The sequence below is a fragment of the Shewanella sp. MF05960 genome, from assembly GCF_050849305.1.
In the GTDB taxonomy this organism is placed as follows: Bacteria; Pseudomonadota; Gammaproteobacteria; order Enterobacterales; family Shewanellaceae; genus Shewanella.
In genome coordinates, this window is the sequence record NZ_JBOZPS010000027.1 from 13,411 (window position 1) to 36,721 (window position 23,311).

At 40.8% G+C, this 23,311-nt stretch carries 21 protein-coding genes and 1 pseudogene; 6 read left to right on the forward strand and 16 right to left on the reverse strand.

The window, feature by feature from the left end; all coding sequences use genetic code 11:
• Positions 1-157 precede the first annotated feature (157 nt).
• Positions 158-2,221 carry a PhoX family protein gene (locus ACROAE_RS19190; protein WP_432405364.1) on the reverse strand — a complete coding sequence of 688 codons (2,064 nt, stop codon included), beginning with the start codon at positions 2,219-2,221 and terminating at the stop codon, positions 158-160.
• Positions 2,222-2,400: 179 nt separating this feature from the next.
• Complete coding sequence (locus ACROAE_RS19195; RefSeq protein ID WP_432405367.1) at positions 2,401-3,729, reverse strand: DEAD/DEAH box helicase; 1,329 nt, start codon at positions 3,727-3,729, stop codon at positions 2,401-2,403.
• 281 nt (positions 3,730-4,010) lie between these two features.
• Here ACROAE_RS19195 and ACROAE_RS19200 point away from each other — a divergent pair, with 281 nt between their 5' ends.
• Complete coding sequence (locus ACROAE_RS19200) at positions 4,011-4,193, forward strand: CCGSCS motif protein (protein WP_432405370.1); 183 nt, start codon at positions 4,011-4,013, stop codon at positions 4,191-4,193.
• Here ACROAE_RS19200 and ACROAE_RS19205 read toward each other — a convergent pair.
• Positions 4,190-4,681 (reverse strand): GNAT family N-acetyltransferase, encoded by a 492-nt coding sequence (locus tag ACROAE_RS19205; RefSeq protein WP_432405373.1) that lies wholly within the window; start codon positions 4,679-4,681, stop codon positions 4,190-4,192. The two genes, ACROAE_RS19200 and ACROAE_RS19205, sit on opposite strands and share 4 nt — an antisense overlap.
• Before the next feature lie 82 nt (positions 4,682-4,763).
• Between ACROAE_RS19205 and ACROAE_RS19210 the strand changes: the two genes are divergently transcribed.
• Complete coding sequence (locus ACROAE_RS19210; RefSeq protein ID WP_432405379.1) at positions 4,764-5,201, forward strand: DUF3429 domain-containing protein; 438 nt, start codon at positions 4,764-4,766, stop codon at positions 5,199-5,201.
• Positions 5,202-5,659: 458 nt separating this feature from the next.
• Here the strand turns inward: ACROAE_RS19210 and ACROAE_RS19215 are convergent, their stop codons facing one another.
• Positions 5,660-8,707, reverse strand: coding sequence for a transglycosylase domain-containing protein (locus ACROAE_RS19215; protein ID WP_432405385.1), 3,048 nt, complete (start codon positions 8,705-8,707; stop codon positions 5,660-5,662).
• Positions 8,708-8,982: 275 nt separating this feature from the next.
• Between ACROAE_RS19215 and ACROAE_RS19220 the strand changes: the two genes are divergently transcribed.
• From ACROAE_RS19220 to ACROAE_RS19235, 4 genes are all read left to right on the forward strand, one after another.
• Positions 8,983-9,834: a DUF72 domain-containing protein gene (locus ACROAE_RS19220; protein WP_432405388.1), complete on the forward strand. Its 852-nt coding sequence runs from the start codon at positions 8,983-8,985 to the stop codon at positions 9,832-9,834.
• Between the two features lie 129 nt (positions 9,835-9,963).
• Positions 9,964-10,845, forward strand: coding sequence for a 23S rRNA pseudouridine(2604) synthase RluF (gene rluF, locus ACROAE_RS19225; RefSeq protein ID WP_432405393.1), 882 nt, complete (start codon positions 9,964-9,966; stop codon positions 10,843-10,845).
• Positions 10,846-11,265: 420 nt separating this feature from the next.
• The gene (locus ACROAE_RS19230) at positions 11,266-11,898 is read left to right on the forward strand and encodes a helix-turn-helix domain-containing protein (RefSeq protein WP_432405402.1); all 633 of its coding nucleotides are present in this window, start codon (positions 11,266-11,268) and stop codon (positions 11,896-11,898) included.
• Positions 11,899-12,054: 156 nt separating this feature from the next.
• A complete protein-coding gene (locus ACROAE_RS19235) occupies positions 12,055-13,869 on the forward strand; it encodes a hypothetical protein (RefSeq protein ID WP_432405405.1) in 1,815 nt (604 codons plus the stop codon).
• A gap of 73 nt (positions 13,870-13,942) precedes the next feature.
• Here the strand turns inward: ACROAE_RS19235 and ACROAE_RS19240 are convergent, their stop codons facing one another.
• The 12 genes and pseudogenes from ACROAE_RS19240 to ACROAE_RS19295 all read right to left on the reverse strand — a co-directional run bounded on the left by ACROAE_RS19240 (position 13,943) and on the right by ACROAE_RS19295 (position 23,119).
• Positions 13,943-14,167, reverse strand: a complete 225-nt coding sequence (locus ACROAE_RS19240) for an NINE protein (RefSeq protein WP_432365994.1) — start codon at positions 14,165-14,167, stop codon at positions 13,943-13,945.
• 13 nt (positions 14,168-14,180) lie between these two features.
• Positions 14,181-14,483 carry an NINE protein gene (locus ACROAE_RS19245; protein ID WP_432405408.1) on the reverse strand — a complete coding sequence of 101 codons (303 nt, stop codon included), beginning with the start codon at positions 14,481-14,483 and terminating at the stop codon, positions 14,181-14,183.
• A 192-nt stretch (positions 14,484-14,675) separates the two neighbouring features.
• Positions 14,676-15,275: a hypothetical protein gene (locus tag ACROAE_RS19250; RefSeq protein WP_432405410.1), complete on the reverse strand. Its 600-nt coding sequence runs from the start codon at positions 15,273-15,275 to the stop codon at positions 14,676-14,678.
• A 56-nt stretch (positions 15,276-15,331) separates the two neighbouring features.
• Positions 15,332-16,363 carry a hypothetical protein gene (locus ACROAE_RS19255; RefSeq protein ID WP_432405413.1) on the reverse strand — a complete coding sequence of 344 codons (1,032 nt, stop codon included), beginning with the start codon at positions 16,361-16,363 and terminating at the stop codon, positions 15,332-15,334.
• 74 nt (positions 16,364-16,437) lie between these two features.
• Complete coding sequence (locus ACROAE_RS19260) at positions 16,438-16,881, reverse strand: hypothetical protein (protein ID WP_432405416.1); 444 nt, start codon at positions 16,879-16,881, stop codon at positions 16,438-16,440.
• Between the two features lie 105 nt (positions 16,882-16,986).
• Positions 16,987-18,225, reverse strand: a complete 1,239-nt coding sequence (locus ACROAE_RS19265) for a hypothetical protein (RefSeq protein ID WP_432405418.1) — start codon at positions 18,223-18,225, stop codon at positions 16,987-16,989.
• A 60-nt stretch (positions 18,226-18,285) separates the two neighbouring features.
• Positions 18,286-18,714: a hypothetical protein gene (locus ACROAE_RS19270; RefSeq protein WP_124729716.1), complete on the reverse strand. Its 429-nt coding sequence runs from the start codon at positions 18,712-18,714 to the stop codon at positions 18,286-18,288.
• A gap of 331 nt (positions 18,715-19,045) precedes the next feature.
• Positions 19,046-19,769: pseudogene (locus ACROAE_RS19275) on the reverse strand (hypothetical protein); the annotation flags it as partial.
• Between the two features lie 265 nt (positions 19,770-20,034).
• Entirely contained in the window at positions 20,035-20,748 is a 714-nt protein-coding gene (locus tag ACROAE_RS19280; protein ID WP_235088063.1) for a hypothetical protein, read from the reverse strand.
• 111 nt (positions 20,749-20,859) lie between these two features.
• Positions 20,860-21,351, reverse strand: coding sequence for a hypothetical protein (locus ACROAE_RS19285; protein WP_059746170.1), 492 nt, complete (start codon positions 21,349-21,351; stop codon positions 20,860-20,862).
• Positions 21,352-21,419: 68 nt separating this feature from the next.
• Positions 21,420-21,926: a hypothetical protein gene (locus tag ACROAE_RS19290; RefSeq protein WP_432405424.1), complete on the reverse strand. Its 507-nt coding sequence runs from the start codon at positions 21,924-21,926 to the stop codon at positions 21,420-21,422.
• A gap of 215 nt (positions 21,927-22,141) precedes the next feature.
• On the reverse strand, positions 22,142-23,119 hold the full coding sequence (locus tag ACROAE_RS19295) for a transposase (RefSeq protein ID WP_432405427.1): 978 nt from the start codon (positions 23,117-23,119) through the stop codon (positions 22,142-22,144).
• Positions 23,120-23,311: the final 192 nt, after the last annotated feature.

Genomic DNA, 23,311 nt, shown 5'->3' on the forward strand with positions numbered 1-23,311 from the left:
GATAAATAATACGTTGATAAATAATACGCTAATAAATAATAAAACCCTGATAGCACGAGTCTATCAGGGTTTAACATTAAAAGTGGCTATCACTTAAGGCAACTAATGAGTTATCTCTAAGTTATCTCTAAGTTATCTCTAAGCAACCTACAGCATATTAAACGCCAACCGCACCGCCATCATCTTTGCGAATAATCACTGTTGCTGCGCGTGGACGAACTGTTATGCCAGCGGGTGTAGCTTCATCTGCTTTATCAGAATATGGCCAGTTTCCTGGATGCTGAATATTAGCAAAAATGGAAGTGTAATCAGGAGTAATCGCAAAACCGGTAACTTCACAACCGTTTGGCCCAACAAAGAAACGCTTAAGCTGAGTTTGATTGTCGGCACTCACGACTTGTTGGTTACCGTCGGCATCAACCATGGTTGATGGCACAATCGCGAGCATTTGGTCGTTGGTTTCTTCACCCACTTCAGAGGCACCATTATCGGTTTGCACCCATAAAATACCGCGAGTATCGAACGCTAATCCATCTGGGCTAGCAAACTGGTTGAGATCAGTTAAGCCCGATAAGTTAGTCGCGGCATCGCCATCATCTGGCGAACCAAAAACAAAGATATCCCAGCTAAAGTCAGTGGCCGAATCGCCTTCGTCCCAACGAATAATATGACCAAAGTTGTTATTTAAACGTGGATTAGCAGGGTTAGTGCTGTCGGTACGTTTACTGTTATTGGTAAGCGTCAGATAAACACTGCCAGTAAATGGATCCACTGCCGCCCATTCTGGACGATCCATTGGGGTTGCACCGACCAAATCTGCTGCGCCCGCTGTGTTTAGAATAATCTCTTCTAACGAACCAAAACTATCCGCTAGTGTCCCGCCGTCAGTTGTCATTCCGTCTAGGGTTAAAGGCAACCACTCGCCTACGCCATCTTCGCTGAACTTGGCCACATATAAGGTGCCGGCATTCATGTACTTGTCACCTACGCTTAAACGATTGCTGCTGTTGGCATCTGCTGCGTCCCATACTGCGTCAGACACAAACTTGTAGAGGTATTCAAAGCGAGAATCGTGACCAGAATAAAACGTCAGCGGCTTGCCTTCTTCAAGCTTACCAAACACGCAACCTTCATGACGGAAACGCCCTAATGCTGTGCGTTTAACCGCGCGAGAGTTCGGGTTGTATGGGTCAATCTCAACAATATAACCATGGCCATTGGCTTCGTTGCGGTAATCGTTAGCCGCACTTGAGCCGGTTGGTGTCATGTCAAAACGGGCAAATTCGTCTAAACGCTCATCGTCGTTACCGGCTAAATGGTTCCAGCCATAACGCGTGTCTGTGCTTGGAATACCAATACGTGATTGCGCTTCAGTCTTCTCGCCTTTATTCACAAAGTACTCTGGCCAGTTTTCTTCGCAGGTTAAATAAGTGCCCCAAGGCGTGTAACCGTTACCACAGTTGTTGAGGGTACCGCGCGCCTGACTTCCGTCTGGCGAGTAGCGTGTTTCAAGATACGAGCTGTACGCTAAAGGACCGCCCATATCCATTACGCTAGCACCGGTAAAGCGACGATTGTAGCTGTCGTTTTCAACCACTTGCCACATGCCTGATACCAGCTTGATGCGTACAACTGAAATACCGTGAGCATTGATTTCTTTACGCACTTCGTCAATCACACTGCGCTTGCCGTCGGTGTCATACGTTGGGCCTGTTGGGTGTAATGCACTTTGGTCAATGTATTCGTGGTTAATGCACAATAAGCCGTCATCACCAGCATCATTTAGTGGGAAAAAATGCATTCCATCATGATGCATACCCACTGAGTTAGCTTGGTCATCTGCGGTGTTGCTTCCGTCATCTTTCCAGGCTGCGGCTTTGGTATTGAGCGGCGTGCCCCAAGGTGCTAAGACATAAGCTGAATAGCCCGCTGGAACGGCCACGGCATCGGTTAGCGATCCCGGAATAGATTCAAAGCCTAATACTGCTGAGCTTTGTGTTGGAGCAGTAGGCGTTGTTGGAGTGGTTGGGGTTTCTGTGGAACTGTCTTTATTATCAGAACCACAAGCACTTAATCCGAAACCACCAAAAGCGGTCATGGCACTTAAGCCTAAACCACGTTTAACAAAATTACGACGCGAAAGGTGTTTGTCCATCACTTCATTGAAAGGAGTGTTATTGCTTTTATTAAAACGAATTGGGTTAAACGTCGCCTTGCTCATATAGTGTCCTTTAGTATGCTCACAAAATAACTGTTCAAATGTAGGTATGATTATTCGACAGTTAAGATAAGCAACTAATGTGACAACAAGGTTCAAAAAGTATGACAATAATATGGCAATTAAAAGACGGAAATAATATACCGATGCGCGACGTCCATAAGAAAGTCGCGCAAGCACAATTATTTTTTATTGCGTGACGGACGTTGGCCTAAGGCTTTTTTACGGGCTTGTTGTTTCAGCGCGCTCTTGGTGGTTTTACGCGTGGTAACAGCCATTTGGTCGAGGTCTGGCTCATAACCTGCTAACCATTGTTGCGGCAATCGGCGATCTAAAAAGGTTTCTAATTTTATCAGTAACGGCTCGTCATCGACGCTCAGTAACGTGATTGCCTGCCCCTGATTACCCGCACGGCCTGTGCGGCCAATTCGGTGAACATAGTCTTCAACCTGAAACGGTAACTCCATATTCACGACGTAATTCAACTCGTTAATATCTAGGCCTCTGGCTGCTACGTCGGTGGCCACCAGTGCGGTAAGCTCGCCACTTTTAAACTGGCTTAGCACTTGCTCACGCACTGCTTGCGACAAATCCGCATGAAATGCCTCTGCACTCACGCCCGCCTGTTTCATTTGTTTCACTAGGGCATCAGCACCTTGTTTGGTACGGCTAAAAATCAAGGCTTGTTGCCAATTCTCCACCTTGATTAAATGACACAACGCTGCACATTTTCGGTTGCCGTCGAGGTTATAAACGCGTTCAACAATACTCGCGGCGGTGGTGTTACGCTTAGCAACTTCGATGACTTTAGGCGATTGCAGTAAGCGTTTACTAAAGCTAAAAATACGGTCATCTAACGTGGCTGAAAACAACAGGGTCTGCCGTGTTTTAGGCACTTGTTTGAGTACATCGATAATCTCATCTTTAAAGCCCATATCAAGCATACGGTCAGCTTCGTCAAACACGAGATGCGTTAACTGCGACAGAGTAAGCGTTCGCTTACGCAATAAATCCAATAATCGCCCTGGGGTTGCCACCAAAATGTCGGTGCCATTGTTGAGCTGAGTAATTTGTGCGCCAATACTGACGCCACCATATACCATCACACTGGTAATGCCGCTGCCGTGGGCATATTGCTCAATACTGTGGTGAACTTGTTGTGCTAATTCGCGGGTAGGCACTAACACGAGTGCACGAATAACCTTGCTAATACTCTGCGGCTTTTCTTGTGTCTGAGGTGATTGTGCTTGTGTTGATATTGATTGTGTTTCTGTTGACAGTGCTTGTGTTAATTGTGATGGCGCATGCAGTTGCTGATTCAAAATTGATTGTAATATGGGCAGCGCAAAAGCGGCCGTTTTACCCGTGCCGGTTTGCGCACCCGCCATCACATCTTTACCGCTTAATATCACCGGAATAGCGCTTAATTGAATAGGTGTAGCTTGCTGATAATTTAATTCTGCTAAGCGAGTTAATAAGGTGGGATGTAACGATAATCCAGCAAAAGACATAAGCACTCCAATAACAAGAGCCGCTAGTATAAACCAGATCCATTATCGCAATCACGTAAATGATCGGCTCATCAATGCCATTTGCCTTCACCACACAATGTGAGGCAGCACACATGCCGCAAAAGGACTTTCTGCGCATCACTAAAAGCACTTGACTCACACAGGAAGAAGAATACAATTTAAACATGCAATATATTTATATGTTTAAGCAATTTAAATTATTTAAGTTATTTAAATTGATTTACGATTAGTCACTAACCACTTTATCACGAGGCATCACCATGAGTTTTTCAATTAGCGGTATTTTTAAACCAGCCAAACAAACAGAATCGGTTAGCCAAGTGACCCAAAAAGCGCTAGAAACTAATAGCGTTGAAGCGAAAACGACAACAACAGAAACATCACAGAAAAAACAAGGTAATGGCGGCAGTTGTTGTGGTGGATGCGGCGGTGCTGGTCATTAATCTTTAAGGCTATCGCGCTTAAATATTAATAAGTTATCTTTAGTAAACAGCGATGGGTATTGCGGCGTAACATCCACAAACCCATTAGCCTGAGCCACCTTTAACGAGCCTTGATTTTGCGCATCAATATAAGCGTAAACCGGACTGCTTATGTATTGCTGTAAAAACAACTTAAGTGCTTGAGTCGCAATCCCCTGCCCCCAGTATTTTCGCCCAATCCAGTAGCCAATAAGACGCACTTCTGGCTCATCGATTGTGGCTAATTCAAGATTTACCCACGACACCAAATGGCCAACCAACAAATTGTTACGCCAAATACCGATTGCGATACCTTGATCATTGGCAAAAATATTCTGCTGCCAATGCTGATAAAACGCCTCGCGTGTCCGTGCCGGGAAATCTGCCATATTGTTGGCGATAGGGTCATTTTGAAACTCAAATAATAAGCTTAAATCTTGTTCGCTAACGTCTTTAAGATAAATATTCATTGGGCTTCATTCACCTATAGGTTGTACAACTAAGATCATTTATATTGGAGTTAACGGCGTTATTTATAGCAAAGGAGATACCATGAAAAATATCAGCACTTGGCAATGGTTAGGTTTTGCAGGCTTAATTCCATTTATCACACTGAGCCTGTTGGCGTTTAACCATAGTGTGTTATCACCTGAGCATACCTTACTTGGCTTTATTAGTTACAGTGCGATTATTTTAAGTTTTATGGCGGGAGCATTGTGGGGCAAAGCGGTAGTATTAAATCTTGATGACAGTATCGCTAAATTATTGATTATCAGTAACGTTATTGCCCTAGGCTGTTGGATTGCACTATTAACACCGTTTGAATTGTCGGCATTAATCTTATTGGTCAGTGGCTACGTGTATTTATTGTATATTGAGTTTAAAGCCAAACAATTGTCTGCGACCACCCGCTACATTACCCTGCGTACCATACTCACCAGTGTGGTTGTTGTATGCCATCTAGTGGTGATGCTCAGCTTGTACCAATAATTCACTGGCCCAAACTCAGGATCAATAAAGCCCATGGATCATCCATGGGCTTTGAGTTTAACTGACTCTTTTAATCTACTACTTTAAAGTTTGAGCTATTGCTTTACCCAACAACGTCAATCGAGTGCGACAATCTTCAGCCTCTATTATACCATTTCCATTAATTATGTGACCAATCAGAGTCACTCAGATTGTTCAGTTTGAGGCGCATTGTTGAAATAATGGTTATTCCCTTCTAAGACAATGCAACAAAGAAATGAACGGTCTGAGTGTCTCCTGCAAGGCGGGTTTCTGTGCCTTCTATACTGCTTAATAGCATTTTGACGTACGACTGCATGGATGCAGGAGGTAGAGCAACGCAGGAGCTGTTGCCGAGAGCAACTATGTCTTCAATCCTATTACTTGCCTAGAAGGCACAGAATTCCCGCTGAATGACCAGATAATTAGTGGAATTGGTATTACAACCCTGGCTGGCACTGCTCTGTTTGATTAATCATTGGCGACAGAATTGGCATCATGCCTTTTAACACTTGTAATGGCAGTGCTGAAGTAAAGCTAAAATCATCTGCTTTTTCCCCTGGAACAAATGCCGTTAACGTACCAAAGTGGCGATCACCTAGGTAAAACACAAACGTTGCTGTGCGGTTAATTGCCGTTGATGAGACCTTACGCCCATTACGGATTTCGGTTGCGATGCGGTTGTCGCCGGTACCGGTTTTACCGCCCATAATAATCGCCTGGCCTTGACTGTCTAACAAGCTGCCATTGAGTCGTCTGGCGGTGCCATTTTGTACCACATTCGCAAGCGCGCGCTTAAGAGCCCTAGCCACTTCCTGATGCATCACTCGTGTGACCATTTGCTTATTATTGGCAAGCGTCACCTCATATGGGGTGTCTTTAGCAAATTGCAGTTCATCAATGCGCACGGTGGGGAAACGATAACCGTCATTTTGAATAATCCCCATTAAATCGGCTAGTGCTGCTGGCCTGTCGCCCGAGCTGCCTAACGCAGAACCTAACGATGGCACCATATATTCAAACGGATAACCCATTCGTACCCACCGTTGGTGGATACTTAAAAACGCTTCAACCTCTAGCATGACCTGGATCCGCACATCGCGGGCATTTTGATGGCGGGTTCTAAATAGCCAACGATACACCTCTTGCAGTTGAGGTTGGGCATCGTCTAATACCTGAGTTAAACCGGTTTCTGGGTAATCATTTAAATATCGTAATACCCATAATTCCAACGGATGCACTCGGGTAATATAACCCTGGTCGGCAAGGTTGAATTTTTCTTCGCCGTACTTGTTATACAGTAAGTTAATTTGTTTATCGGTAAAGTTTTTAGTCGGCAAACGCGCAGTTAAAAAGGCCTTAAGTTCGCGGGCACCGTCGTAGGGTTTTAAATAACGATACGCCGCCGTTAACTTATGTTCTTGTTGCGAGATCCCATCAAATAACACCTCTAAACGTTGCTCTGGCGCAAGCTGGCGGTATTTACGGTAAAAACGTTTTACAAACGAACTCCCCTCACGCTTAGCAAACGCTTTTAGGTATTCTTCGCGGCGAGGGTCTTTGTCATTGCGCAACAATTGCGACACGCTACCTTCGCTATTGTAACTACTGCTGTAGCTAACAATGTCGCGCATTAAGCGTACAAACGGTAAATTTATCGACTCTTGTAAGGCTTGATATAAGGTGGGTACGCGGCTGTTTTCTTTCTTATTAAAGTTATTAAATACATGCAGACCACCACCCGTGAAGAAGCGCTCATCTGGTGAAGCTGAATATTCACGTTGCAGCGCCGCGTCGAGCATACGAGTTAAATTACGGTCACGTGTGGTAATTAAATAATCCACCACCCAGCGAGTAATATGGTCTTTGCGCTCTACATCGACCTGGCGTAAATCGGCTACCGTCATGGCTGAGAAACGCTGTTGCAACTCGGCAATAATGTCTAGGTACGTTGCCAATACCCGCAGCTTAGCGGTAGAGCCGAGCTCGAGTTTACTGCCTTCGTTAATATCAAAAGGCTGATCAATACTGTCGGTTTGAATACGAACGCGGTTAGCGCTGTCGGTGCTTTCATATAAGGTAAAGCTGTATAGCACTTTATCGAGTTGCTGCGCAGACAATAAACGCTCGCCCAACAAACCAATGCGTTCGGCTGAACTGACATTTGCCAGGCTGCGTAAGTAATCACTCACTTTTTGTTGTAAGTCACCATGGTATGTACTGTTAATCGTTAAATCGTAACGGTCTAAGTCGAATAAATTAAGGTCTAACATGCCCGCTGTGCGAATGCGTACGGCGTTAACGCCTTTATTATTAGCAGGGTTAGTGCTTGCTAACTTAGTGGTGTTAAAGGTAAGGGTTTGTTCTAACGCCGACACCATTAACTGGGTTTCAATCAGGCCATCGCGGCCCAATAAACGTAAATAACTGTCAACCAACGACTCTAAATCATCATGGCCTTGCAATAAGTAATATGACGGACGACGCTGGGCAATCATTAACGCCACAATCTCTCTAAACACCTTACCGCGCTGCGCTGAGTTTTGTTGGGTATGACGGCTAAGCAGTAGCTGATTTGCCTGGGTAAAATCAGTTTTAAACCATGCCCATAAACCATCACCAATACCATGCACTTCGCCAAAACCGGGAGCCGACGATAACGGCACGGTATTAAGATAATCTTGCACAATCCGCTGGCGGGCATTAATGGTGCTTTCGCCCTGTTGATACACCCTTACAATAGCCGAACCAATTTGCAGTAACTTGTCTTTAATGCTTAAGGTTAGGCCATGATTAGAGTGCCTAAATTTTTCAATTTGGGTGGCTAACGTACTGCCACCGGCTTTAGACATGTCGACACCGGCAATTTCAGCAATTTGGCTGGCCGCGGCCAACACAAATCGAGGCCAATCGACCACAGGGTTGTAATTGGTTTCAGGGCTGAGCATTTCACGGTTTTCAATAAACAACAGGGTACTAATGACTTGTTGCGGAATATTGTCCTGGTCTTGATACACGCGTTTAGGGTATGAAAAATCAAACACTGTCATGTCGCGGCAGTCTTTAATTAATAAACCTGATTGGGCTTTTTCGTGATACGGCGGAAAAAAGCCTTTTTCGGTGTAATCCATCAACATCGGCGAAAACGCCACTTGCTGGGTAATTTGGTAATTACGTTCGATTAAGCGCTCAATTTTTTGCGGCAGTTGGCTATAGCCATGGCGGTCATCAAACGGGCCATATTTAGGGTAAATAACTGCGTCGCTACGATAGTCACGTAACTGATAGGTCAACTTAGTGGCGTACTGGTGTAAAAAGTACGATTGGTAATAAGAGGTTCTTACTTCAAACTCAACCAAATAGGCTGTCGCTAAAATAAAAATAATCAGTAACCAGCCAGCTTTACTTTTACGGACTTTAACCGGCTTTGCCGAAGACGCTTTAGGGCGGTAATTATCAAACTGACTTTCAGGATCAGAACTAGACACAAACACTCCAACTCACGCTTAACACCAAGATAATGCATTTTTTGTTTTCTGGCTGATATGATAACCAGATAGCATAGCCAATGAGGCTAATTTTATCAGATGGGCAAACTGATTAGATATAGACAAAATAACTAAATATCGTTTTTTAAGCCGTTAAAGCGTTTTTTGTCATAAACAAGGCAAAAACCGTTTTTATTCTGAGGAACATTTTGAATACGCATTCCCCGACATCAGCTCAACAACCGCATGCACCATTCATACGATTGGGGTTAGCAATGTGGTCGCAAAACCATTGGCAGCAAACCGTGTATGGCAATAATGACTCAAGCCAGCGTTTAGCCCGCTATGCTGACATCTTTAATACCGTTGAGGGCAACACTACGTTTTACGCCACGCCATCAGTTACCCAAGCCAAAATTTGGCGCGCAGCAGTCAGCCAGGATTTTAGATTTACCTTTAAGTTGCCCAAGCACATTACCCACGAACTAAAGCTGCACAACGCCGGCCCCGCGTTACAACAGTTTTTCTCGGTGATGGCACCATTACTCGACGTAACAGGTATGTGGAAAATTCAATTACCGGCCAGCTTTGGTCCGCAACATTTGCCGGTTTTAGCGCAATTTTTAACGCAAGTACCTCAAGGGTTAACTTATGGTGTCGAAGTTCGTCATCAAGCCTTTTTTGCCAAAGGTGATGCCGAACGCGACCTTAATCGCTTACTTATTGATAACCAATGCAATCGCATTATTATGGACACTCGCCCAGTATTTGCTGCGCCGCCCACCTCTGCTGCGGTGATTGATGCTCATCAAAAAAAGCCTAAAGTACCAGTACATGCCATTGCCACTGCGCAACATCCTGTGGTGCGTTTTATTGGGCACCCACAAGCAGAAGCGAATGTGCATTTCTTTAAAAACTGGCTTAAGCAATTGCCATTATGGGTGGCCGAGGGCAAACAACCTTATGTGTTTATTCACACGCCAGACAATCAAGATGCACCGCAGTTAGCCGTCGATTTATATCGGTTACTACAACAGCAGCTTCATGACTCAGCCACGCCACTGGCAAGCATCAACTTATTACCTCAACATCAAGACACCACTGCGCAACTGGGCTTTGATTTGTAATGTGACTTGAATGATTGATACATCAAGCTTTAAAGGCTTTGCCTTAAAGAATAATCAAAAAGTTTATGATATTATCAGCGCCGATCCAGCCTGCCATTGCAGCGCGTTTATGTTGATAAAGGAACCGCTATGAGTGAATCTGCAACCCGTTTAAATAAATACATCAGCGAGAGCGGAATATGCTCACGCCGAGAAGCCGATCGCTTCATTGAACAGGGCAATGTATTTATTAACGGTAAACGCGCAAAAATTGGTGACACCGTTGAGTTAGGTGACAAAGTGAAAGTGAATGGCCAGGACATTGAGCCACGTGACGAAGCCGATTTAGTGTTTATCGCATTGAATAAGCCTGTCGGCATTGTCAGTACCACCGAAGGTACTGAGCGCGACAATATTGTCGACTTTGTTAACCACAGCGAACGGGTATTCCCCATTGGGCGTTTAGACAAAGATTCACAAGGGCTAATATTTTTAACTAACAATGGTGATTTAGTTAATAAAATCTTACGTGCGGGTAATAATCACGACAAAGAATATGTGGTTACCGTAAACAAGCCTATCACCGATGATTTTATCAAAGGCATGTCTGCTGGCGTCCCAATACTGGGCGTAGTGACCAAAAAGTGTAAGGTTGAGCAAGTCTCACCTTATGCATTTAAAATTGTGTTAGTCCAAGGCCTTAACCGCCAAATTCGCCGCATGTGCGAATACTTTAACTTTGAAGTCACTAAGCTTGAGCGCCAATCAATAATGAATGTGTCGCTTAAAGGATTACCGATTGGTGAATGGCGTGATCTAGACGAGCAAGAACTCAGCACCTTAATGAAGTTGATTGAACACTCGTCATCTGAAGTAAAAAAAGCCCCGCAAAAAGCCAAGAAAAAGCCTCTCAAGAGTATGCGCGACACCATTGAAGGCCCAGAACACTTTATGCAAGGTCGAGGCAGCAAGCCTAAAAAACCCGCCGCAAACAAGGGCAAACCTAGCCATTCACGCAAACCTAAACGTTAACCGCCTACAGCACAAAGGGTATATCGTAAAGAATGGGTCTTGAATAAAAAAACACCCATTTTACCGTATGCAACAGGATTATAATGTTGTACTATATCGCCCTGCTCATTTAAACAGCAAAAAACGACCTCAAATACAGCGTGTAAACATGTACTTACGCTGTATTTGTCAAGTTCTAGCATGAGCATAATGTACAGATGCATTTTTTTAATTTATCTTACTCGGCTCATAATCTGCACAAATTTAAATGCAAATAATGTGACAAGTCCAGGCAAGATGAGAGTTAGCGCCAAAAATAAAAAATGAGTTAACAGTACGCAACTTTGATAACTAAGCGATGCCACTTTATGCATAACAGGCAACCGCGAGGCTCAAAAAATACCGCAAAGGGATGCTGTATTTTTAAACAAGGAAAGTAACATGCTCACTAAACACCTGCTTATTCTCGATTTCCCTCTACATCTGCAAGAGCCATTTCAGCATCTTGCAAATCTCATAGAATGCAATCTCATTACATGCAGTTCAAGCTGTGCATCTGCTGAGTTGTCGACGATTGCGAGTATAGAAAATAGCACCGCGATATTGATTCATTACCTTGAGCACCCGCTACAAGAGATAAGCTATTTATCTGCAGAATTGTTTAAGAGTCATTTGCATATTGCCTATTGCCCAGCGTTAAACGTAGAGCTCGAAGTGATTCTAATCTCTTCTGGATTTCATGCGGCGATGAGCATCGACGCAAGCCTGGTCGATCAAATACAGAGCATAAACAAAGTACAAGATGGCGATATTAGCTTTAGCGATAAAGCCGTATCTAAGTACATTTTGCAAAAAAAACGAGTTCCGTCGTCAGGAAACCGCGCTAAAATTCTTGCGGTGACCACAAAAAAAGAACAACAAATTCTATCGCTTATACTGCATGGACTCACTAACGAAGAAATGGCCAAAGAGCTCAACATTTCCGTTAACACGGTCAAAATGCACGTGCAAAATATTTATAAAAAAACCAAGATTAAAAGTCGAGGTCAGTTATTTGCCTACGCGGCAGGTTAACCATCTCTATTTATAAAACCGCATCAATACTGCATTCTGGACACGTATTCACTGGATAAAAGTGAGTTGACAGATGTATTACGATGTATCACGACACTGTGCGGTAATCAACATATCGGTGAAAGCACAGTCACAATCCAATGTAAGGACACATTAATGCACCATAAAAGTTTATTAGCCATTTTAATCTCTGGCGCACTATTAGCAGGTTGTGGATCATCAGACGATGACTCAACTACAGACACCACCCAACCAGATGCAGGTACACCAACTACCCCTACAACGCCACCAGTGTCTGAATATAACCATCAAATTGCTGGGTTAGCGGTTTATCAAGGCGCATTATCTGGCGCTACAGTGTGCGCTGATTTAAATAAAAACTTAGCTTGTGATAGCGATGAGCCATTCGCAATTACCGATGCTGAGGGTAACTATCAATTAGAGTGGACAAGCGAAGTTGAAACGCCAGACTATTATTTAGTGGCTAACTGGCAAGCGGCGGCAGCAACACAAGCAATCCAGGCCCGCTCTTTAGCGCTTAAGGTTAAAAACCCGACTAACCGAGCAACACCCAAATCGATTGTTGATGATGCAGGACAAGGTACATTAATCGCAAGCCCTCAATATAATGGCGCGATTAACAACCTGACGCATATCAAGCAGTCTCGCGTGATAGAAATGATGAATCAAAATCTGTCTGACAGTGAAATTAATCAACTATCAACCGAGTTAGACGCACTATTAGCTATTTTGTATCAATTAGATGTAAATACGCTGTACTCAGTTTCTGCTGAAATGTCAGCCAATGCTAGCTTTACGCGCATAGACTATGCCATTGCTTATTTACAGCAAGTCATCGCGACTCAAATACCAAACTTAATTGCAGCAGAAAAAATTCTTGCAGCTACGTATGCTCAACTTTGGCAAATATTAAGTGATAGCGGTCTTTCTATCGAAGAGTTTTTCTCAGATGACGCCTTTACTTTAGCCGCTAACATTCTCTTTAGTGACTCAGCCATCGCATTAGGATTTACAGAATTACCTATCGATTCTCGTATTCTGTCACAAAATGATTGGGATATTGTGCTTGGTAATATTATTAATGATAAAGGTTTCACTAATACCTTATCGCTATCGTTACTGTCACAGTTCAGTACATTCTCACTAGACAATGATGAGACAGGGAAGACAGTAATAGGGTCAACCTCTATTGACGGAATAGGGTATGTTACCGAATTTCCTAAAGATATAGATGAGCAAGAAGTTGAAATAGAATGCTGGAACACAACCCATAACGGTTGGTATACCATTGCACCATTGCCGAAGACTGAACCGTTTATAGAAGGTAATAGTTACAAAACAGTGTATGACTCAACAGATGTTAATGTCACAATTAATGTAGAAAAAATACTCACACCAAGTGATAGCTGGAGCTCAATACTTAATATTATTCCTGAAAGTCTTAAATTCAACACGATTAATTGGCCACAAACATTATATTCTATAAACGTATCTCAAGAAGCTGATGTCATGTGTCGTGAAGTCAATAATTATCAAATCTACGACCTTCCTGATTATGAGACAGCTGATATGATCACAGTAGATGATGTCGCTAGAGCACAATTTGATAGTTTATATCCAGAGTTTATCATCGTCGATGAGCAACAAAGTAAGATCACTCTGCTTGATATTGACCTGCAACCAGAAACGACATTTACAGTAGAACGCAGCATGAGTCCAAGTAGTCAGCCATTAATTATTAGCACTGAGGACGCTATAAATGATGAAGTTGCTGAGTACATTCTTCCTACATATTATTTAGTTGCAGATCAACAGTTAATTGAAGTCAATTTAAATAAAGCTTTCAATACGAAAGACGCAAATAATCAACTGATGTTGACTTATGACAATTCAGAACGCTTTACCCAAATATTATACAATCATCTATTGTCACTAAAAACAACACCATAAGAAGCTTATAGCTTACCCGCAATGTAAAAAACCATTAGCAAAAGCTAATGGTTTTTTATCAAGCAACAAAAAACTAGCCCGCTTTAATCATATTACCTTCTTTATCCTTAAAGCTACCAACAGCGATAATGATAAAATCAATCAATGACCATATGCCTAAACCACCTAAGGTTAACAACATTAAGATACCGGTACCAATTTTACCGACATAAAAACGATGTGCACCAAAAACACCCAAGAAAAAACACAGTAATAGTGTTGGCACAAAACCTTTATCGCTTAATTGAATCTCTGACATTGTAATCCCTTAATTAAATTTTTTGTCCCGGATAGGTAATTAATTTACCTTGTCCATCTTTATAGTTTCCAACCAATAGTATAAACGTCACGATCACAGTATGGATAACATCAATAATAAATAGGCCCAAACCAATCATAAATAGCGAAAAGTCATCAGACTGCATCAAACTAATACCTACAATCGCTAAAGCTAAATCAAATGCACCATGAGCCATTCTTCCACAATAAAAATGATGAATGCCCAATACGCCAAATATTCCAGATAGAATCACTGCTACTGCATACTTTTTATCCGATTTAATAACCTCTTGCATATTATCCTTAATATTTTCGAGATGAATAAGTTGTTAAATATATATAAATTAACAACTTAATACAACCTTAAAAACTGATAAGTGATTGATTCAAAATAAACTAAATTAATCCTGACAAGCAAAACATTGCATTATTACAAAAAATCAACACTTCAAAAAATAAAATGGGCAATGTGATAGTCGTCAACCACATTACTCATTTTCTAGTGCTTGCATTCGTTCAACATCTTCTTTGGTATAACCCATCGCATCAGAGATGTAACACATCTTCACCAGTTGGAACATTTGCACCAAACCACTCACCTGCCCTGCGTGCATTTGTAAGTTTAATACTGCCATTGTAGCAGCCATTTCATCACCTGGTGCGACCGTACTGCTTAACTCAGATAAAGATTGATTCTTAGTCGCCACCTCATTAATAAGCTGATTATATTCAGTGACGTTTTCAGGTGTATAACAGGTAGAGGTTTCAGGTAATTGCGCTAAAAACTGCTCATACTCTTTGACAAATAGCTTAGCTTGCACCAACGTCTGCTCGCCGAGTGCTTGTAACTCTGCAACCTTACCACTTTGAAATACTGCGGCAGTGTTACCCGACGCCACGAGCTGATTAAACTCTTGCATCAATACTAATTGCTTGTCGGATAAGACTTTTGCATCTTGTGCTATTGGTTTAGTTTTGGCTTCAAATGCATCAATAGCGCCTTGATTGCTCGCCAATGCAGCAAAGCTCATTGTGGTAATGGCTGTAGTCATGGCCACCAACAAGCTGGCTTTTTTAAAAATATTCATCGATAACATCCTGTAATTGAGTTAAATAAGTAAGTAAATGGTTCCAGTATTCTGATTCAGCGTTTCAGATATGGCATTAACCAACTATGAATGGCATAGCTGTATTCTGTGGGTAATCTAAAAGCTAACCATTCTGCACCTAGCCGAGTCACTAAATACGTATTTCTAGTAATGTTTACTACGCCAATAATATCTGAACGTTTATAGGTTTTCTCGTTAAATGCACCATGTTTAATAATCAAAGTATCATTATAAATTCTGAGTTTTGTCCCTGCTGCGCGGTAAAGAAATACCCAAGAAAAAAAGCCAATCAGTAACGCTGATAAAGTATATTGAATAGGCAAGGATACATAGGGTGTAAAAACGGATTCAGAAAAGAAAAATATAAATATCGAAATAAAAAATGATATGCCTATGGTACTCATCGCAAACAGCCAAAATCTTAATGATGTAAAAGGCATGCCGCCTACAGTCAGTTGCTGAAAGCCAGATTCGCGTACTAAACCACCTATTGGAAGTGCAGTGGGCTTATGGTCTTTTAATAACCCTTTAGTACTAAATTTATGCCTTTTATGCTGAACAACTAATGCCAAATCGGTATCAAAGTGTTTTTCAAAAAACATCACGATATTGATCATGGTTGAAACATTTCTGATAGTGATATGCCATTCAGGGTAGCTATAAAACTTAAGCGCATAATGATGCGTAACGCTTTGTTGACGATCAAAAAAAGCGTTAAATTCACCGGTAATAAAACCAGACATTTCGAGTAATGAAAGATTGCTATTAGTCACAATCTCTTTTTCTTTGGTTATACCAAACCAGGACTTTGTTTTCACCACCTCTTTACGGGTCGCATCAATCGTTAATCGGTTACGCTTAAACATAGGGAAGAATAAACAACTGCCGACAAGGGCTATAATGAGTGGCATGAATATCTCGCCCGTATCTTGGTAGCCAAACCAGCCTAAATAAATAACACCTGCCCCCATGGCGGCCATACCAATACCAAAAATAAAGTCGATAATGCCACCAGTATCTTGCAGCACAATGCAATCATCTGTCTGCTTACAAATTTTATAACTCATAAATCCCTTTAATATTTTTTAGGCATTAAAAAAGCAAAGCCCTATTGATTTAACAATAGGGCTTATTTACTTAACTAAGGTTTTTGGGCTAAGTACCAACGTTTATCCTCAAATTGCTCAAAAGAGCACGAACTACCGCGGTAACGCTTCATAACACCCGCTTGATATTTTATGCTTATGCTTTTAACTGGATGACCTTTATAAATTGATTCCCTGAGCTCATCATCTATCTCAAAAAAATCATATTCCGTTAATGGCTCTGCACCAAAACGTTTTAGGTGTCCATCTGGCCAATCTTTCTCAAGCATCGCCTCCATTTTTTTCATCGATTTAGGTAATAAATGAAAGAATAACTCAGGATCATTTTTCAGATAACTATTGACCATATAGCCTTTGCAGACGGCCTTTAGGTTCGCATCTGAGCCATCTTCAATTCCCGCGAAGCGCTCCAAGGCACTCGCTGAAATACTGAATAACATTATGCTACTGATGGTTATAAGGCTTACGATTAATCTCATATTAATCTCCATTTAAATAGTATTAGCTATCACTTTTACAATGAAGAAAATAAAAAACTCTAATATGACAATCTGTCATAGTCATTATGCTACTCATTTTTATTCTTATACCAAATAACGAATATAAAGCGAGTACAAGCCAAAGCCTGTCATGCCAAGTAGCGCGACAACTATTGGTATGAGTATGTAAAATCGCCACACCGCAGCTATTTTCGAAATTTGCGTCAACGTTGCACTATACCCGAGTTGGCACAGTGCAATAACAAATTGATTACTATCAAACGTTTGCCCTGCTAACACAATGCTTTCACCGTTACTCACATCAATGTTGACTCTAAATACAAAAGGTCGCCTATATTGCCTCCGGGTACTGTCACCATCGCCAGCTTTATACCAATTCCACTCAATATTGATTGATTTAATCGCAGATTTTTCTATCTGTCTAACTTGCTTGTCCTCAAAATATACTCTTGGAATAACAAGTGAATTTTCGCTGATAACAATTTCATTGGGAGATGATATACCCTGTGTATAGTGCTTATCGCAAATGAGCTTTCGCCTTACAGCAGATACCACTCCCCCAAATAGTGCAACCACGGTGGCAGCTACGATATTTTGGCTAGAATAAAGGATAAACAGAGCAACCATAAAACTGATATAGCTTGAAGCCCAGACTTGATGAAAGTATTGCCGAGGTAAAGGCAGCATAAACAATGTGACGGGGTATTGTAATTTTATCGGGTCGTTAAATAACTTAATCCCAATAAAGGCTTTTACGGTATCTTGGTCGAGCGGAACTGAACTAAAGGTTGGCCAATCTTTACGGCTAACGCTATCAAATTGACCTACAACATTAATCCCCTGCGACATTAACTCTTTTCGACATTGTTGCACCAATGCGGGCAACTTATGTTGCTTCACTTTTAACGATATTGATATCGGTTCAGGTAATTGAGCTTGTTCACTCTCTTTAACATGCAAAATCACTTTATAAGTATTATGTACTTCTTTTAACTCAATATTTTTTATTACTGAGTAATCTACATTTTGTTGTTGAAGGGAATAAATGGATTTCCCGCCTAACTTGAAACCATGGAACTGTATTAACACCTTACGTGAGGTATCAAAACACCATCGACATTGATAACTAAAAGCTATCAACATCAACAATATACTGAGCATTAAACGCCCGACAGTTTCAGCCGAAAAAGAAAAAACACTTACCGCTAACACCACATAAACTAGATTAAAGCATATAAAAATCCACTTTATTTTTTCAACGGCTGACACGATTGAAAATGATGACGCGGTAATCAATAACGTCCCTGTTAACTTGTTAAACATCCTATCCCTTAATCGACTTCACTTTTCATTTTGCTGAAGAGCTTATTAATATTCTTAATGTTAACGAGCTCGTAGCTTCCAATGATTACCTTCTAAGCGGGTAAATGTACAACCTGAGTTGCCATGGCCTTTGCCATTATTGTATGAATATATGTAATCGACACCAGCAAAATTTTGGTCTTCTAAGTTCACTATGACAATGCTTTCCAATGTATAAGCCTCTTCACCGACTTCTCGCTCATACTTCTTTACGTAAGTAGAGAAACCTTTAGCTAAATGAGGGTGCTCATGCAATGACGGATCGATAAACGTTTTGAACAACTCAATATCGTTGGTTTTTAGTATTTCCCTGTAAATCTTACATTTATCAAGAAAAATATTATCAGTATTACTATTCGCAACAAAATTATAATTACTATCGTCTGCATATGATTCATATGACAAGCTAACTAACAAAGCCAATATTAGCGATTTAACTACAATGTTCATGATTATTCTTCCTTGATTAACAAGCACCTAATGACAAACCAAGAACATCACTTATCATTACTATTTAGAAAGTAAGCATCATAAGTAATGTGTATATGGTTACCATTTATTATACTTTTACTATGATCTAACTGTTTAATCTTATTACGATCAGATAACATTGTTCAACCACTAGTCAGTGGATTATCTTTGGTTGTACCTCATTAATCTCAACAATTTACATATCATTTTATGTTCATATTAGCGATTTATTCTGTTCAACATCCATCAACATACACTACAGGGAGTTGATATGTTAATGGCCAATAACTTTGGGTGGCATGTTTTAACTTCGACGTTTAATGCTGGTGTAATCAGAAGTTTCTGGAGTTGCTGCCATCTTGGCACGAATTGGGTTTAAATCCACATAAGCCATACAGGCTAATACTGCGGCTTCATCAAGCAGTGCTTGGGACTTAAAACGCCTTCCCACAAATTTATCGGGAATAAATTTGAACAGCTTTAGCTGGCCCGAAGGGTGAGTGCCATGGATGGCAACGAATAAAATCTTCCGGTACATTTATCTTCTTTATTGACCATTCGAGCGATTGGCTCACTCAAGGAGCGCATAAACCAGCTGATATCAATTAAGCGTTTACGGTATTCAGTAATGCATTCATTAACCGTTTGAAGCTCAAATGAGTTTAGGTCCTCACCTTTAACAAATTTTTGTGCCAGTAATGTACCTTTAAAGCCTTTGTGCCATTGAATTAACAATTCTTTATCTGACCAGCATTTCGCTTTTTCTGCATCAACCTTTAATACCACATGCAAGTGATTACTCCCTGTTCATTACAAAGAGTGCGTAGGCACAGATATCTATGGTAAAGATGGTGGCAAGCTCAAGAATACGAGCATCAACCCATTCGCGTCGATGTTCAAAGTTTCCGCCTGTTGAGTTATCAAAACCGCACAGAAAAGCCTTACGGACTAATCGCAAACAGCAGTGACAACTCTCTATTTTCAAGAGAAGGTGTGTCATCTAAGCTAACAATTGTCTGTCTTGGTCTGGCCATCTTCAAATACCATTTAGGAAGGGTAAATAAAGCCTAGTTTATTGCTTGATATTTAGCCAAAAATCATGGATGGCCATGTTGTTGCCAAAAATTTTGGGTGGCCATGTTATTTTATTTGTTATTTTATTTTGGGTGGCCATGTTATTTTCTATGTTTAATTTATCTTCAAATACCATTTAGGAAGGGTAAATAAAGCGTAGTTGAGTGTTCAATATTTAGCCAGTAAATTGGGATGGCCATGTTAATTACCTATGTTATGTTATTTTTATATTGTTAAAGGAGTCATCAGCACAACCATAAGGATTGTTAATGCGAAATGAGCCACTACAGGGAATGCTAAAAGCACGATTTTAAAAATATATTTAGCAGAGCAATGTCGTTGAATAATTTTGACTGGGTAGTCAAAATATACCATTAAATAAAACATATGTTTCAGTGGGTAATGAAGGACGTCTAGCTTTAATGACTTACCTGATACTAGGCAGATATGGGTTTCGTAAATGGTACGAGTGGTTACCCCCTTGTTGGTTTGCACCCAATACACAATATCTATACCGCTGATATCTGTTTTTGCTAGCTCTAATTGACCATTTGGCTCATTTACTAGACTGTTGACAGGTAATGAAATTCTGTCGTTATTGATGTGTATCTGTTGCGTACCATTCAATTTGTATTGACGCTTGATTAAGTAATGTCTGATTATAAAATGCCCCGGAACTAGGCACACATTGATAATGACAAGTGCCAGTGGCACTGTCGGGAAGTGTGGGTATAACGCAATTGCACCAGGAGTGATAAAAGGTAATAAGCCCATTAATAGTAAGCCCAAAGTTAGCAATAACTGCGTAGGCATATATAGGGGATAGAAAAAAGAAACCACTTTAAGCGACATATCGCTAGTGGAACTAATAGTTTCAATCCCTTTAAAATTAGTTGTTTCAAACCAAGATTTGTCATTAATAGTTAACTTTTCTTGCATACTCTCGCCTTTGCTGCAGTAATCCAATGGATTACTGCAATGCCATATTTAATATTGTGAGTCTAAACTGAGGCTAAACAGAGTCAATATAGTTGTTCGCAATTTAACGCTTTATAACAAGTTAAGCAGATACCAATTATCTTCCACTAGGGCGAAGCGGCAATGACCGCCACCGACTTCCTCTTTATTGGTTTGGGGGTTAATTGAGTCAAAATGGTAACCTATCCAGAGTTGAATGTTATGATCACGACGCTTTGCTTCAGAGCTTACACTATCATTATTTGAGTTTTTAGCATTCTCAAAGTAAAAATTTTCGTAATTGATTAATTTAAAGTTCTTTATTCCTAAATAATCTTTTGCATAGTATTCATCATGTGTTTTTTTTAGATGTTGTGCGACTTGTGCATCCGTTACTGAAATAGGGTAAAAAATCGTTTTAAAAAGTGCAACATCTTGGTTTTTTATGACATCAACGGCTTTCATGCAGTTGGCTTGTGGTACTGAGATATCAAGTTCGGCAGGAGGAGCTACGAATACTAGTTCAGAGGCGATAGTATGACTAGATAATAGTATTAGTGCGGCAAACAACAATGGTTTTAGCATTTAACGTCCTTATTAATAAAATATGTTAATTGAATAGTATCAAAAAAGCGCCCATAAGGGCGCTTTTTTTAGTTTGTGGTTACCGGGCACTCGGTTGTATCTTCGGCACTTTCTTGTTGCAAGATCATAGGAACACGCAGAGCCTGCTTAGGTGACTTTGTCACTTCGGCACCACTCTCTACGGTAATTTGATACCACTTATGGGTGTTAGGACATAAATCTCTGCCTGTGAGCTCATCACCCGTTACGGAAGTAACATCTCCAGCGAACTCAATATAATAAGTTGCAATTCCATCATCTGCTCGAATACCGGTTAATTGTACAGTATGGCTGCCATCTTCTAATGATATATTCAGCGGGCCAACTTTCCGTTCAGGCTGGTTGTTGTCATATATCACTTTTCCATTAACTAATAATTTAAAAACATCATCGTTAAAGTTGCCATTATCACCAAAAGTAATTAAAACTTGGCCTGGACCAGAAAACGGATATTCGTTACTCAGCAATTCAGCAACCTTAACCGTTATAAATCCTGAAGAAGCACCATCAGGTACCACTACAGTTAGAACCAACAACAATGCCACCCATTTTTATAATGAAATAACTTACTGCCTTTTCACTTGAATTACGATAGCCTTTTATGACTATACAAAAACCAAAATACATCCTTTTAAACAGTAAATAAGTTTTTAAACTTGATAATCAGCTTATAGACCAAAATGAAGGCAACACTAGCTGATTGATACCAACCAAAGTGTAAAATACATTATAGTTTTCTCGATATTAAGCCTTAAGCACACAGCCAGCGCTGGCAATTTGAAGCGCCTTGTCGTCGTTTTCGGTCTAAATGTTCACAATAGTCAGTTAATGCAGGTAAAGCCCCTACTGCGCCTTTGAATAACGCGCCAAACTCGGTAGTAATTTTTAGCCAGTTCTCGGCCGGGATGTTGAGTTTATTAAGAATATCTTGGCTGCTTGAACTAATGGCACCGCGTTTATCTTGTCGAATAATACGACCCGTATCTTCCACCAGCACGATATAGTCTTTTACACTGAACATTAACCCATTAGGTATGTTTAAGCGCTCATTACCCACAAAAGGCAATAATTCTGTTGGTTGCTCACCTTTTATCGCTGAATTTATTCGACGCTGAATACTGGTATAGCCTGAGCTTTCGGGTGTGGTGGCCATTTTGGCGCGAATAGGATTCAAATCGACATAGGCCATACAAGCTAATACAGCGGCTTCATCTAATAATGCTTGTGATTTAAACCTACCTTCCCAGAAGCGACCTGTGCATTTATCTTCTTTATTGGCCATTCTGGCTATGGGCTCACTAAGCGAGCGCATAAACCAGCTGATATCAATCAAACGTTGGCGATATTGGATGATGCTGTCATTTACAGTCTTTAATTCAAAATCATTCAGGTCTTCACCTTTTACTAACTTATGTGTCAGTAAGGTACCTTTAAAGCCTTTGTGCCACTGAATCAGTACGTCTTTATCTGACCAGTTTTTTGCTTTATCTGCGTCCACTTTAATCACTACATGCAAGTGATTGCTCATGACAACATACGCACAAATATCAATGGCGAAAATTGTCGCTAATTCAAGAATACGAGCATCAACCCATTCGCGTCGATGTTCAAAGTTTTCGCCTGTAGAGTTATCAAAACCGCACAGAAAAGCCTTACGCACCACACGCGAACAGCAGTGGTAATAAGGTGTATCTTCTAAGCTAACAATTGTTTGTCTTGGTCTGGCCATCTTCAAATACCATTTAGGAAGGGTAAATAAAGCGTAGTTGAGTGTTTAATATTTAGCCAACAATCTTGGGTGATGAGATGGACGCTCCCTAATACGGCGTCAATGCGCCAAACTGATGTTGAACCATACAGTTACTTAAGGAGCGTCCACCATGAAAGTTACCACTATTGCGATTGATTTGGCAAAAAATGT

Bases quoted from the DNA above. Each gene is read 5' to 3' on its own strand.
- ACROAE_RS19280 (WP_235088063.1), bottom strand. From the start codon at position 20,748: ATGCAAGAAAAGTTAACTATTAATGACAAATCTTGGTTTGAAACAACT.
- ACROAE_RS19285 (WP_059746170.1), bottom strand. From the start codon at position 21,351: ATGCTAAAACCATTGTTGTTTGCCGCACTAATACTATTATCTAGTCAT.
- ACROAE_RS19255 (WP_432405413.1), bottom strand. From the start codon at position 16,363: ATGAGTTATAAAATTTGTAAGCAGACAGATGATTGCATTGTGCTGCAA.
- ACROAE_RS19200 (WP_432405370.1), top strand. From the start codon at position 4,011: ATGAGTTTTTCAATTAGCGGTATTTTTAAACCAGCCAAACAAACAGAA.
- ACROAE_RS19270 (WP_124729716.1), bottom strand. From the start codon at position 18,714: ATGAACATTGTAGTTAAATCGCTAATATTGGCTTTGTTAGTTAGCTTG.
- ACROAE_RS19265 (WP_432405418.1), bottom strand. From the start codon at position 18,225: ATGTTTAACAAGTTAACAGGGACGTTATTGATTACCGCGTCATCATTT.
- rluF (WP_432405393.1), top strand. From the start codon at position 9,964: ATGAGTGAATCTGCAACCCGTTTAAATAAATACATCAGCGAGAGCGGA.
- ACROAE_RS19245 (WP_432405408.1), bottom strand. From the start codon at position 14,483: ATGCAAGAGGTTATTAAATCGGATAAAAAGTATGCAGTAGCAGTGATT.
- ACROAE_RS19210 (WP_432405379.1), top strand. From the start codon at position 4,764: ATGAAAAATATCAGCACTTGGCAATGGTTAGGTTTTGCAGGCTTAATT.
- ACROAE_RS19295 (WP_432405427.1), bottom strand. From the start codon at position 23,119: ATGGCCAGACCAAGACAAACAATTGTTAGCTTAGAAGATACACCTTAT.
- ACROAE_RS19195 (WP_432405367.1), bottom strand. From the start codon at position 3,729: ATGTCTTTTGCTGGATTATCGTTACATCCCACCTTATTAACTCGCTTA.
- ACROAE_RS19220 (WP_432405388.1), top strand. From the start codon at position 8,983: ATGTGGTCGCAAAACCATTGGCAGCAAACCGTGTATGGCAATAATGAC.
- ACROAE_RS19230 (WP_432405402.1), top strand. From the start codon at position 11,266: ATGCTCACTAAACACCTGCTTATTCTCGATTTCCCTCTACATCTGCAA.
- ACROAE_RS19250 (WP_432405410.1), bottom strand. From the start codon at position 15,275: ATGAATATTTTTAAAAAAGCCAGCTTGTTGGTGGCCATGACTACAGCC.
- ACROAE_RS19240 (WP_432365994.1), bottom strand. From the start codon at position 14,167: ATGTCAGAGATTCAATTAAGCGATAAAGGTTTTGTGCCAACACTATTA.
- ACROAE_RS19205 (WP_432405373.1), bottom strand. From the start codon at position 4,681: ATGAATATTTATCTTAAAGACGTTAGCGAACAAGATTTAAGCTTATTA.
- ACROAE_RS19260 (WP_432405416.1), bottom strand. From the start codon at position 16,881: ATGAGATTAATCGTAAGCCTTATAACCATCAGTAGCATAATGTTATTC.
- ACROAE_RS19190 (WP_432405364.1), bottom strand. From the start codon at position 2,221: ATGAGCAAGGCGACGTTTAACCCAATTCGTTTTAATAAAAGCAATAAC.
- ACROAE_RS19235 (WP_432405405.1), top strand. From the start codon at position 12,055: ATGCACCATAAAAGTTTATTAGCCATTTTAATCTCTGGCGCACTATTA.